The sequence below is a fragment of the Streptomyces sp. AMJ-169 genome, assembly GCF_055597585.1.
This window is the reverse complement of record NZ_JBVLTJ010000001.1, coordinates 346,515-358,993: the sequence shown is the minus strand read 5'-3', so window position 1 is coordinate 358,993 and position 12,479 is coordinate 346,515. Positions and strand designations below refer to the sequence as shown.

At 71.6% G+C, this 12,479-nt stretch carries 10 protein-coding genes; 5 read left to right on the top strand and 5 right to left on the bottom strand.

Annotated features, from left to right (window positions below; translation table 11 throughout):
- Positions 1-98 precede the first annotated feature (98 nt).
- Positions 99-1,913: an aromatic amino acid ammonia-lyase gene (locus tag ACYUD3_RS01460; RefSeq protein WP_470962168.1), complete on the bottom strand. Its 1,815-nt coding sequence runs from the start codon at positions 1,911-1,913 to the stop codon at positions 99-101.
- Between the two features lie 25 nt (positions 1,914-1,938).
- Positions 1,939-2,901, bottom strand: coding sequence for an ABC transporter substrate-binding protein (locus ACYUD3_RS01455; protein ID WP_470962165.1), 963 nt, complete (start codon positions 2,899-2,901; stop codon positions 1,939-1,941).
- A gap of 368 nt (positions 2,902-3,269) precedes the next feature.
- Here ACYUD3_RS01455 and ACYUD3_RS01450 point away from each other — a divergent pair, with 368 nt between their 5' ends.
- Genes ACYUD3_RS01450 through ACYUD3_RS01435 form a run of 4 tightly spaced genes read left to right on the top strand, consistent with a single transcriptional unit; the run spans position 3,270 to position 7,364 of the window.
- Complete coding sequence (locus ACYUD3_RS01450; RefSeq protein WP_470962162.1) at positions 3,270-5,804, top strand: sensor histidine kinase; 2,535 nt, start codon at positions 3,270-3,272, stop codon at positions 5,802-5,804.
- Positions 5,801-6,307 (top strand): roadblock/LC7 domain-containing protein, encoded by a 507-nt coding sequence (locus ACYUD3_RS01445; RefSeq protein ID WP_470962159.1) that lies wholly within the window; start codon positions 5,801-5,803, stop codon positions 6,305-6,307. The genes ACYUD3_RS01450 and ACYUD3_RS01445 overlap by 4 nt, the downstream gene beginning before the upstream one ends.
- A gap of 54 nt (positions 6,308-6,361) precedes the next feature.
- Positions 6,362-6,787 carry a DUF742 domain-containing protein gene (locus ACYUD3_RS01440; RefSeq protein ID WP_470962156.1) on the top strand — a complete coding sequence of 142 codons (426 nt, stop codon included), beginning with the start codon at positions 6,362-6,364 and terminating at the stop codon, positions 6,785-6,787.
- Positions 6,774-7,364 carry a GTP-binding protein gene (locus ACYUD3_RS01435; protein WP_470962153.1) on the top strand — a complete coding sequence of 197 codons (591 nt, stop codon included), beginning with the start codon at positions 6,774-6,776 and terminating at the stop codon, positions 7,362-7,364. The genes ACYUD3_RS01440 and ACYUD3_RS01435 overlap by 14 nt, the downstream gene beginning before the upstream one ends.
- 56 nt (positions 7,365-7,420) lie before the next feature.
- Here ACYUD3_RS01435 and ACYUD3_RS01430 read toward each other — a convergent pair whose 3' ends face one another.
- From ACYUD3_RS01430 to ACYUD3_RS01420, 3 genes are read right to left on the bottom strand one after another with little or no spacing between them, the layout of a single operon-like run.
- The gene (locus ACYUD3_RS01430) at positions 7,421-8,089 is read right to left on the bottom strand and encodes an ABC transporter permease (protein ID WP_470962150.1); all 669 of its coding nucleotides are present in this window, start codon (positions 8,087-8,089) and stop codon (positions 7,421-7,423) included.
- Entirely contained in the window at positions 8,086-8,784 is a 699-nt protein-coding gene (locus ACYUD3_RS01425; protein ID WP_470962147.1) for an ABC transporter permease, read from the bottom strand. Before ACYUD3_RS01425 ends, ACYUD3_RS01430 begins: the two co-directional genes overlap by 4 nt.
- Positions 8,784-10,040 (bottom strand): ABC transporter ATP-binding protein, encoded by a 1,257-nt coding sequence (locus ACYUD3_RS01420; RefSeq protein WP_470962144.1) that lies wholly within the window; start codon positions 10,038-10,040, stop codon positions 8,784-8,786. Before ACYUD3_RS01420 ends, ACYUD3_RS01425 begins: the two co-directional genes overlap by 1 nt.
- A gap of 364 nt (positions 10,041-10,404) precedes the next feature.
- Here ACYUD3_RS01420 and ACYUD3_RS01415 point away from each other — a divergent pair, with 364 nt between their 5' ends.
- Positions 10,405-12,408: an ArnT family glycosyltransferase gene (locus tag ACYUD3_RS01415; RefSeq protein WP_470962141.1), complete on the top strand. Its 2,004-nt coding sequence runs from the start codon at positions 10,405-10,407 to the stop codon at positions 12,406-12,408.
- Positions 12,409-12,479: the final 71 nt, after the last annotated feature.

The following is a 12,479-nucleotide window of genomic DNA, read 5'->3' as shown; positions in this document are numbered from 1 at the left end:
AAGCGGGGCGTCTTTCCTTGGACCACCAACGCGTGTTCCGTGCCGCCCTGTTGGGGGCGACCGGCTCGTGATCGACTTTAGTGGGAGGGCGGGGGGAACTACAAATCGGCGAGCACCGGCAGGAGTTCGGCCGCCGCGGTGAGGTCGGCGGTGAGGGGGCGGTCGGCGGTGTCGGCGGGCAGGACGGCCGCTGCGGTGGTGAAGGCGGGGCTCGGCGGCGGGGTGTCCAGCAGCCGAAGTGCCCTGACGGCGTTGACCAGTTCGCAGCCGAGGAGGGTCGCGTACGCGTCGGCCGCGCGCAGGGACTGGCGGGCGGCCTGTCCGGCGAACCCGGCGGCCTCCTCCAGACCGTGGCCGACGACGGCGTGCCCCGACGACGCCGGCATGGTGTGCGAACGCAGCTCCGCCAGCGCCGAGTTGGCCGTGTACTCCAGGATCATCGTCCCCGAACTGCTGGCCGGCCCCGCCGCCAGGAACGCCGGCAGCCCGGTCAGCTCGGGGTGCCCCAGCGCCGAGAGCCGGGCCACCGACAGCTGGGCCGTCTTCAGCAGCGCGAGGTTCATCCCGTCCAGCGCGAGCGCGAGCGGCGCGGCGAAGAACCCGCCGTGGTGATAGGCGGCGAGCCCGTCGGGGTCGACCAGCGGGTTCTCGGACGGACAGTTGACCTCGACCTCGACGACCGCGCGCAACCGCTCGGCGGCATCGAGCGCGCACCCATGAACTTGGGGAAACGCCCGGAACCCGTACGGGTCCTGCACCCGCCGCCCGTTCCCCTCCGGCCGCTCCCCCAGCCCGAGCAGCCGCCGCACCTCCCCGGCGGCGTGCGCGGCCCCCGGATACGGCCGCAGCGCGTGCACCGGCGCCGCGTACGCCTCCGCCGACCCCGACACGGCGGCGAGCGAGAGCGCGGCGACGGCATGCGTGGCCCGCAGCAACACGTCCAAGTCCCGCCAGGCCAGCGCGGCTTGCCCGAGCGCGAGCGCATTGCTGCTGAGCAACGCGAGCGCGTCACCGGGCTGGAGGCTGAGGGGCGACGGCGTGACATGGGTGTGCACGGCGGGCCGGCCCACTGCGAGGAGGGGGGCTACGCCGATGACGGCGGTGCCTAGGGGGCGGGAAGCGGGCGGGGCCGCGAACTCACCGGCGCCGCAAGGGACTTCGCCGGGCTCGACGGACAGCGCCTGTGCAGCCGGCGGAAGAGCCGCCCCGGCGCCGCCGGACGTACGACCCGACTCGACCACGCCGGCCCCCCCTCCGCCGTCCGACTCGGCCCCGAACTCCCCCGTCCCGCAAGGGATTCCGCTCGCCCCGGCCCCCTCATACCCCTCCGCATCCGTCCTTACCGCCGTCACCACCCGCGCCCCCGCCTCCCCGCCGGCCCCCAGCCACCCGCTCACCCACGGCCGTTCGCCTATGAGGGTGAGGCCGGTCTGGGCCAGGGCCGTGAGGTCGCCGGTGCCGAGGCCGCCGTACTCGTTGACCGCGGGGTGGACGCCGAGGCGCAGCGCCTCCGTCAGGGCGTCGGCGAAGGCCGGCTGGATGCCGGAGCCGCCGGCGAGGAGCTGGTTCGCGCGGATCGCGAGCATCGCGCGGACATGCCGGGTGGGCAGCAGCGCCCCCGCCCCGCCCGCGTGACTGCGCAGCAGGCGGAGGTTGTGCGCGGCCTCGTCGGCGGACTCCACCAGCACCGAGCGGTTGGCGCCGACCCCGGTGCCGCGCCCGTACAGGCGCCCGGCGGCGGCGAGTTGACGGGCCGTGTGCCAGGAGCGCACGGCGCGGTCGCGGGCCTCGGGGGCTATCTCGGGGACCGCCGCACCGTCGGCGAGCGAGGTCAACTCGCCGACGGTGAGGGCCGATCCGGTCAGCGTCACCCTGAACTGCTCGGGGAACGCCGGGTGTTCGTTCGTACTCATGGCGCCAGACGGGAGGGGAGGTGCGTCAGGAGGCGAGGCCCACCGACTTCAGCCAGGCCTTGGCGACGTCGAGCGGGTCCTTGTTCTCCAGCTGGACCTGCGCGTCGAGGTCGAGGAGGGTCTTGGTGTCGAGCTTGGCGGAGGCCGCGTTGAGCGCGTCGACGCCCGCCTGGCTCAGGCCGCTCTTGTAGACGAGGGGCGTGACGTTGGCGAAGCCGAAGAGGTTCTTGGGGTCCTGGAGGACGATGAACTTCTCTTTGACGATGGTCGGGTCGGTGGTGAAGATGTCCGCCGCCTGCACGGTGTTCTTCTTCAGCGCCGCCTGCGTGAGCGGCCCGCCGGCGTCAAGTGCCTTGAAGGACTTGAAGGTCAGGCCGTACTCGGACTGAAGGCCGGGGATGCCCTGGTGCCGGGTCTGGAACTCGGGCGAGCCGCCGAGGGCGATCTCGGGCGCGATGTCCTTGAGGTCGGCGAGGGTGGAGGCGGCGGTGAGCTTGTACTTCGCGGCCGTCTCCGCGTTGATCGTGACGGAGTCCTTGTCCTCGGCCGGGGAGGACTCCAGCAGCGTCAGCTTGGAGTCGAGCTTGGCCTTGACGGACGCGTTGACCGTCTCCAGCGACGTCTGCGGGGCCTTGGAGTCGAGGTACGCCAGCAGGGAGCCGTTGTACTCGGGCAGCACGGTGACGGAACCGTTCTTGAGCAGCCCGTACGTCGTCTCGCGGCTGCCGATGTTGGGCTTGTAGGTGACCTTGACGCCCTTGGCCTTGAGCGCCTCGCCGTAGATGTCGGCGAGCAGGATGCTCTCGGCGAAGTTGTTCGAGCCGACGACGACGGTCTTGCCGTCCGAACCGCCGTCCTCCAGCGGGTTGCCGCTCCCGGAGTCGGAGGAACCACACCCCGCCAGGAGGACCGTCGCCACGGCGATCAGGGCGGTCGCCGCGCCGGGGTGTCTGCGGAGGGGCCTGCTGGGGTGAGTGCTGGAAGTCACGGTTCCCGTTTTCGGCTGGGGGGTGTGCGGAGTGTGGCTCGATCCAATCCAGCCCGTTCTCCGTGAGTCAAGAGCGGGCATGTTAACGATTCGCTCGCGTTCGATTTCCGGCCCCGCCCGCCGCTTCCGCCTCCGTTTCGCCCGGTGGCCGATTACCGTCCGCGTCGCTTCGTAATGGATTCTTGACCCCGGGCGACGTGGTTGACCCCGCACGGAAGCGATAGCCTCCCGGAGTTGGCGCGGATCACACACCGGTACGATTCGCCCGCCGACCCGTTCGAACCCCCGAGCATGTCAGAGCGATCGAAAATCGGCCATGCGTGTGTGTCGCGCGCACGGTGCACCACCAGCCTATGCAAGGAGGCCCGGTGTCCACGAACGAGGTGGACGCGCCCGCCCGGCCGGCATCCGTGCCCGCCCGCCGCGGCCTGCGGGCCCTCGCCGACCGGTGGCCGTTCCAGCGCAAGCTGAACATCCTGGTCGGGGTGCCGCTGACGGTGATCGCCGTACTGCTGGCGTACATCGCCACCGATCTGGTGCGCGAGTCCGAACGGGCCAAGGAAGCCGCCCAGTTGGTGCGCGACAGCTCCCAAGTCGCCCGGCTGATCTCCCTGTTGGAGGCCGAACACCAGCAGGCCATCCTGCTGTCGGTGCGGCACGAGGCGTCCTTCGACGGCGGTACGCCCTCCACCGACCCCTACCGGGTCGCCCAGGTCGGCGTCGACAACCAAGTCACCGTCGTACGCCAGGCGTTCGGCGACCAGCTGCCCGACGGCGAGGCGCAGGCGCTGCGCGAGATCGAGGGCCTGGCGGGGCTGCGCAGCACGATCGAGCAGGGCTACCTGCCGGCCGACAACATCGACCCCGCGTACATGAACGCGTCGAAGAACCTCATCAACGGCCTCGGCCTCGACCGCAACTCGGCGCTCGCGACGACGTTCACGGGCAACCTCCTCGACTCGCTGCTGCGCGCCGACGCCGCCCACGGCGCCTTCGAGACCGGCGTCTTCTCCGCGCTCACCGGCGACACCAACGCGCTGATCGAGTTCACCGGCGCGGTCGGCTCCCTGGAGCTGTACACCTACCAGGCCGAGCGGTTCACCCGGTTCGCCACCGAGGCGCAGGGCGACCAGCTCGGCAACATCGAGCACAACCCGGCCCAGGCCGCCGTCGACCAGCACTACGCCGAACTCTCGGTCGACCCCAGCTCCCTCCAGGCCACCTCCACCGACGAGTTGCGCACCGCGCTGCGCCAGGCCCTCGCCGCCTACGGGGACTTCCAGCAGCAGGCCGCGAACCGGCTGAAGGTGACCGACGCCCTCATCGGGCAGATCGCCGACCGCGCCGAGGAGAGCGCCGACAGCGCGCAGTGGCGCATCGGACTGCTGCTGAACCTCGCCCTCATCGGCTTCGTCCTGTGGATCGCCTTCTCGGTCCTGGTGCGCCGCTCGGTCGTCCGTCCCGTGCTCGCGCTCACCGGGGCGGCCCAGGAGGTCGCCGACGTCGCCGGGCGCGAGCTGGCCCGCGTCGCCGACGACGACGCCGAGGAGAGCGGACCGCCCCGGCTGCGCGAACTGCCGGTCACCGCGCGCGACGAGATCGGCGAGCTGGCCGAGGCGTTCAACAACGTGCAGACCACCGCCGCCGCGCTGCTGGAACGCCAGGTGCTCAGCCGCCGCAACGTCGCCGAGATGTTCGGCAACGTGGGGCGCCGCGTCAGCAACTTGACGACCCGTCAGCTCACGCTGATCGACGCGGTGGAGCGCGGCGAGACCGACCCGGCGCTGCTGGAGCGGCTGTACTCCATCGACCACATCGCCGTACGCCTGCGCCGCAACGCCGACAGTCTGATGCTGCTCGCCGGTATCCGCGAGACCGTCCTCGACGGTTCCCCGACCGCGCTCACCAACGTCGTGCGCGCCGCGCTCGGGCAGATCGAGGGGTATCAGCGGGTCTCGCTGCGGGCCACGTCCGAGGCGATGGTGGAGCCCGACATCGTGGGCGACCTGACGCTGATGGTGGCCGAACTCCTGGAGAACGCCGTGTCGTTCTCGCCGGCCGGCAGCCCCGTCGAGGTCGCCGTCCACTCGCACGCGGACGGCGCGTCGGTGACGATCGCCGACCACGGGCTCGGCATGAGCGCGGAACGGCTCGCCGAGGAGAACGCCCGGCTGGTGCGCCGTGAACGCCTCGATCTCGTGCCGACGAAGGTGCTCGGCCTGTTCGTCGTCGGCGCCCTCGCCCGGCGCTGGGACATCGACGTCACCCTCTCGCGCACGCCCGGCGGGGGCGTCACGGCAGAGGTCGCGCTGCCGTCGTCGCTGCTGCTGACGCTGAGCGGGGGCGAGCTGGAGGCGGTGGCCGCGACGGCGGTGACGGCGTCGGCCGCGAGCCTCGCGCAGCCGGTGCCCTCAACTGCCCTCGCCGCTACGATTTCTGAGCCGGAGTCAGGATCTGCCGGAGAGCCGAGGCCGGCGGTGAACGAGAACTCCCCGGAGCCTCCGGCCCGCGCCGAAGAGCCCGCCGCCGAAGCCCTCGCCGCCAACACCCCCGCCGCCGAAGCGAACCCCTTCATCCCCCGCGCCCGCGCCGAAGCACCCGCCCCCGACGCCCCGCGCCCCCTGCGCCGCCGGGTCCGCGGCGCGACCCTGCACGCGACCGCCGACGCGGCCGAGCGCTACGCCGCCGCCCGGAACACGGCCCGCCCCGCCGACGCGGACGCCGTCCGCAGCGAGCTGGAGGAGTTCGAGGCGGCGGTGCGGCAGGCGAACGCCGACTCCGCCGAAGCCCCCGGCGAGACCGCCGCCCCGGCGCCCGACGACCATGTGCCCGCCCGCCGACCCACCGAGGACCGCAGCCCCATGCACCACCAGAACCACCTCCTGGAAGGAGCCGAGCAGTGAGCACGTCGACAGGTGACACCCCCTCGGGTGAGAGCACGCCGACCGATCTGCGGGCCGCGGCAGCCGACTTCACCTGGCTGCTGGGGCGTTTCGCCACCGAGACCGCGGGCGTCGTGGACGCCATCGCGGTCTCCTCCGACGGGCTGCTGATCGCGGTGTCGGAACTGCGCGAGCACGCGGACTCGGAGCGGCTCGCCGCCATCGTCTCCGGCATCACGTCGCTGGCCGCGGGCGCGGCCGGCAACTACGGGCTCGGCGGCCTCAACAAGGTCATCATCGACCTGGAGGGCGGCCATGTGCTGGTCTCCTCGATCGGCAGCGGCGCCGTGCTCGGCGTGGTCACCGACAAGGAGGCGAAGCTCGGCAACATCGCCTACGAGATGACCGTGTTCGCCAACCGGGCCGGTTCCGCGCTCAGCCCGCAGCTGGTGCTCGAGCTGAAGAACACCGTCGGCGCGGCCCAGCAGGCGCAGGCTCAGGCGAACAAGAGCAGGCTGCGCTGACCGCCCGTCCGGGGCGCACAGCGGTGTCGAGCCGACAGAAGAGGACCAGCAGCGATGGCGGACGGGCCCACCCCGCAGGACGGCGCCCCGGCGCGACCGCCCTCGGCCGTACGGCCCTTCCTGCTCACCGCGGGCCGGGTGGCGGGCGCGGGCGCCGAGACGGCCGGGCGGCCGATGCCGGTGGAGACACAGGTGGTGGCCACCGTCGCCGGGCTGGAGAAGTTGGAGAAGCTGTCGTTCGAGCAGCACGACATCGTCGCCGCGTGCCGCCGCCCGCTGTCTCTCGCGGAGATGGCGGCGCGGCTGCGGCTGCACCTGAACGTGGTGCGGGTGCTCGCCGAGGATCTGCGCGCCTCGGGTCATCTCGCGGTGCACGTGCCCGACTTGGGCGTCGTCCACGACGCGTCCGTCCTGCGCAGGGTTATCGATGGCCTGCGGGCCATCCCCGACTCCCGGGGGGTACTCCGTGACTCCGACTGAACCGCTCACCGGCGCCGTCGCCGTCGAACGGCCGCCGCTGCCGGTGAAGTTGGTGATAGCCGGCGGCTTCGGCGTGGGCAAGACCACCGCCGTGGGCGCGATCTCCGAGATCGAGCCCCTGACCACCGAGGCCGCGATCACTGAAGTGGCGGCGGGAGTTGACGACCTGTCACACACCCCGCGCAAGACGACGACCACGGTCGCGATGGACTTCGGCTGCATCACCATCGACCCGACGCTGAAGCTGTACCTGTTCGGCACCCCCGGGCAGGAGCGGTTCGGCTTCATGTGGGACGACATCGTCGAGGGCGCGGTCGGCGGGCTCGTCATCGTCGACACCCGCCGGCTGGACGACTGCTACGCCGCCGTCGACTACTTCGAGCACCGCCGCATCCCGTTCGCGGTCGCGGTGAACGCCTTCGACGGGCGCGTCGAGCACACCCTCGACGAGGTCCGCTGGGCCCTCGACGTCACCGACGGCGTGCCCCTGCTGGTCTTCGACGCCCGCGAGCGCGGCTCGGTCCGCGACGCCCTCCTGGTCGTCCTGGAACAGGCGCTGGCCCGCACGGGCGGCTGAGAGCGAGAAAGAGCGGCGCCCGCCTGATCACAAGGCGGGCGCCGCTTCTCCATGTCCTACGCGCTGCGCCGCACCCCCGGCGACACCGCGAACCGGGCGATCACCCAGAACAGCCCGAGCGTCGTGAGTGCCATGAGGGCGACCAGCGTCGCGCCGCCCACGACCTTCTCGAAGTCGCGCTGGTAGAGGCCGTCGATGATGAACCGGCCGAGACCACCGAGGCCGACGTACGCGGCGATGGTCGCCGTCGAGACGATCTGGATGGCCGCCGAGCGCAGTCCGCTGAGGATCAGGGCGAGGGCGACGGGGAGTTCGACGCGGAAGAGGATCTGCGCCTCGCCCATCCCCATGCCCCGGGCGGCGTCGACGGGCGCGGGGTCGACCGAGCGCATCGCCTCGTAGGTGGTGACGAGGATCGGCGGGACGGCGAGGACGACCAGCGGGATCATCACGGGCAGCATCCCGAAGCCGATGATCATCGTGGTGAGGACCAGCAGGCCGAACGTGGGCAGCGCGCGGGCGGCGGTCGCGACCAGCGAGAGCGCGTTGCCGCCGCGCCCGTAGTGCCCGGTGACCAGCCCGACCGGCAGCCCGATCCCGGCCGCGATGGCGAGCGCCTGGAGCGAGTACTGGACGTGCTCCCCCAGCCGCGCCGGGATCCCGGCGTAGCCGCTCCAGTGCGAGCCGTCGCTGAAGAAGGCGTTGATGAAGTGCAGTACGTTCACCGGGCTGCGTCCTCCAGTACGGGGCCGGCCTGCGCCTTGTCACGGCGCCCGCCCGGCATCCAGGGCGTGAGCAGGACGCGTACGCCGACCAGGGCCGCGTCGACGAGGATCGCGAGGGCGGCGGAGGTCAGCACCGAGTTCCAGGCCAGCTCGGGGCGGTTGTAGATGTTGGCGTCGTTCAGCAGGTTGCCGAGGGCGCCCTGGTTGCCGATGAGCATGCCGACGCTGACGAGGGAGATGCTGGAGACGGTCGCGACCCTGAGGCCTGCGATGATCGCGGGCACGGCGATCGGCAACTGCACCTGGAGGTACCGGCGTACGGGCCCGAAGCCCATCGCGGTCGCGGCGGCCAGCGTCTCCTGCGGCACCGAGCGCACCGCGTCGACGATCGCCGGGACGAGGACGACGAGGCTGTAGACCGTGAGCGGGATCATCACGGTCAGCTCGGTCATGCCGGTGTAGTCGATGAGGACGACGAAGAACGCCAGCGAGGGGATCGCGTACAGCACCGTCGTCACCCAAAGGACCGGCGGATACAGCCACTTGAGGCGGACGCAGAGCTGGCCGAGCGGCAGGGCGAGCAGCAGCCCGGCGAGCACCGGCAGCAGCGCCTCGCGCAGGTGCAGCACGATGAGCCCGAACCAGCTGTGCTGGAGGTCGCTGGGGATGTCGAAGAAACGACTGAAGTCACCCATCAGCGGCGGGCTTTCGGGTCGACGGGACCTGAAGTGCCGGGCTGTGCGCCGGAGTCGGCGGGGCACTCGGCGGAGTCGGCGGGCTGTGCGCCGGAGTCGGCCGGGCGCGCGGCGAAGCCGGCGGAAATCCCGCGAGCCGCGCCGGAGTTGCCGGAGCCCCCCGCCGAACTCTCCTGATGCGCCCCCCGGATGGCCTCCCCGATGGCCTGCTGTGAGACCACGCCGGCCACCCTTCCGTCCGTCCCGACCCCGACCGCCCACCCGGTGGGCGAGAGCACCGCGCAGTCCAGCGCGGCCCGCAGCGAGTCCTGCCCGGCGGTGAACGGCCGCCCGTGGGACAGGAGTTGCGCGGGGTCGAGGGCGCCGTCCGGCTCGGCCCAGCCCAGCGGGCGGCCGTCCGTGTCGGTCACCAGGAGGTAGGGGGCGGTGCGCCGGGCGGCGGCGAGCCGCTGCGCCGACGCGTCGACGGCGACGACCGGACCGGTGAGCAGTTCGAGCCCGGAGGACGGGAAGAAGGACAGCCGGCGGATACCCCGGTCGGTGCCGAGGAAGTCCTCGACGAACTCGTCCGCCGGGTGGGTCAGCAGTTCGGCGGGCGGCGCGAACTGGGCGAGCTTGCCGCCGGTGCGCAGCACGGCGACCATGGTACCGAGCTTGACGGCCTCGTCGATGTCATGGGTGACGAAGACGATCGTCTTGCCCAACTCACCCTGGAGGCGCAGGAGTTCGTCCTGGAGGCCCTTGCGGACGACGGGGTCGACGGCGGAGAACGGCTCGTCCATGAGCAGCACGGGCGGATCGGCGGCGAGCGCGCGGGCCACGCCGACGCGCTGCTGCTGGCCGCCGGAGAGCTGGTACGGGTAGCGCTTGGCGAGCGCGGGGTCGAGCCCGACGCGCTCCATCAGCTCGGCCGCGCGGGAGCGGGACTCGGCCTTGCCGCGGCCGAGCAGCCGGGGGACGGTGGCGATGTTGTCGATGATCGTGCGGTGCTGGAAGAGACCGGCGTTCTGGATGACGTAGCCCATGCCGCGGCGCAGGGTGTTGACCGGCTGGCGGCGGGTGTCGACGCCGTCGATGGAGATCGTGCCCTCGCTGGGCTCGACCATCCGGTTGATCATCCGCAGGGTGGTGGTCTTGCCGCAGCCGGAGGGGCCGACGAGGACGGTGATCGAGCGGTCCGGGATCTCCAGCGAGAGCCGGTCGACCGCCGTGGTGCCGTCGGGGTATCGCTTGGTGACTGAATCTATTCGTATCAAAGCGCCGAACGCCCTTCGGGTCTGGCTGGATCCGCCCGCCGCCGAAGACGAACCGTACGGGCTGTTGCCGGGAGTCTAGACCGCCTGTGGGGTATCTCTTCAATGGCTGCCGGGGCTGAATTTCGCCATACGATTCGGCCGTGTGAAGGGCGTGTGTACTGAGGATTGCACAGCCCCCGACTGTGCACTTTCTGTGAGTCCACTGATTCTCACCGTCCCCTCAGCACCGCCTCAGCCGCCCCCCAGACAGACCCCCGAGGGTCATGTTCATGAACGCGTGAGCTGATCTCCCGCGCCGCACCACCCCTTCACCCGTCACCCCGCCGACCCGCACGAGCGGCCTCGACCTCCTGGAGTACGCGTCATGACGACTCTCGCCCCGCCGCCCGTCGAGGGCGGGAGCCCCCGGCACCGGGCCGTGCCGCCGGACGCCCGCGGCAAGGTCCGGCGTCTGTTCACCGGCGCCCCGGAGGACCCCCGCTGGGCCCGCCCGGCGCTCTGGGCGATCCTGGTCCTGGCGACCGCGCTGTACGCGTGGAACATGACTTCGATCTCCGGCAACTCCTTCTACAACGCGGCCGTCTACAGCGGCACGAAGAGCTGGAAGGCGTTCTTCTTCGGCGCCCTGGACTCCGGCAGCTTCATCACCGTCGACAAACCCCCCTTCGCCCTCTGGGTGATGGGCCTGTCCGCCCGCGTCTTCGGTTACGGCACCTGGCAGTTGGCCCTGCCGATGGTCACCGTCGGGGTCGGCTCGGTCGCGCTGCTGCACCGGATGGTGAAGCGGGACTTCGGAGCCGTCGCGGGAACGATCGCAGCCCTGGCACTGACACTTACGCCCATCACGGTCGCCATCACCCGCGACACCAACCCGGACCCCATCCTCGTCTTCCTGATGCTGCTGGGCGCGGCGGCCCTGCTGAAGTCGGTGCGCACCGGCCGCCTCATGCCGCTGGTGTGGTCGGCCGTCGCCATCGGCTTCGCGTTCAACACGAAGATGATGCAGGCGTACGTCGTCCTGCCGGTGTTCTTCCTGGTCTACCTGTGGGCGGCGCGGACCACGCTCGGCAGGCGGCTGCGCAATCTGGCGGTCGCCACGGTCGCGCTGGTCGTCTCCAGCGCCTGGTGGATGGTGGTCGTCGACCTGATCCCCGCCTCCTCGCGCCCCTACATAGGCGGTTCGACCGACAACACGGTCTGGGACCTCGTCATCGGCTACAACGGCTTCGGCCGGATCTTCGGGGCGAGCTCGTCGGTGGGCTCGCAGGGCAACGGCGCGAGCTTCGGCGGCACCGCGAGCGTCTACCGGATGTTCAACGAGATCATGGGCGGCCAGATCTCCTGGATGATCCCCTTCGCCGCGATCGCCCTCATCGGCGGCCTGGTCCTGCGCGGCCGGGCGCCGCGCACCGACGCCAAGCGGGCCGCGCTGCTGCTGTGGGGCGGCTGGTTCGTCCTGCACTACCTGACCTTCGCGCTCGCCGAGGGCACCTTCCACCCCTACTACGTCACCGCCATGGCCCCCGGCATCGCGGCCCTGGCCGGCATCGGCGGGGTCATGCTGTACGGCGCCTTCAAGGACCGCCCGGCCGTCAAGTGGTCGTGGGTGCTGCCCACGGCGATCGCGGCGAGCACCGTCTGGACGGTCGTCCTGCTCCAGCGGGTGTCGGGCTCCGGGACCGTCTACACGGTCGCCGAGATCGTCGCCGCCGCGGCCGGAGCGGTCGCCGTGCTCGGTCTCCTGGTCGGCCGCTTCACCCGCCGCCACCGCCTGATGGGCCTCGCGGCACTGACAGCGGTCGTCGCCCTCCTCGCCGGACCCGCCGCGTACTCGGCCTCGGCGGCCACCTCCTCGACCAACGGCACCAACCCGACGGCCGGTCCGAGCACCGGCGGGATGGGCGGCATGGGCGGGGGCGGCGGCCAACGGCCCAGCGGCAGCGGCGGGAACGGCGGCCCTGGCACCAACTCCGGTGAGCGGCCCAGCGGTTCGGCCACCGAATCCCGGCAGGGCGGCGGCGGAATGGGCGGCTCCCAAGTCTCCTCTGCGATGATCACCTACCTCAAGAAGAACCAGGACGGCGCCAGTTGGCTGGTCGCGGTCGCCACCGACCAGACGGCCGCCTCGATCATCCTGGAGTCCGGCCAGCCGGTCATCTCCATGGGCGGCTGGTCCGGCAGCGACAACGCGATGACCCTGGCGAAGCTCAAGTCCCTGGTGAAGTCCGGCAAGTTGCACTACGTCGTCATCAGCTCCGACGGCGGCCAGGGCACCAACTCCGAGATCAGCGCCTGGATCAAGAAGAACGGCACCGCCGTGAGCGCGTACAGCGGCCTCTACCGCCTCGACGCCTCGGACGTCAGCTGACCGTCCGATCCGACCACGGCAGCGGGCCCCCGGAGAACATCCGGCGGCCCGCTGCCGTGCCGTACAAGTAC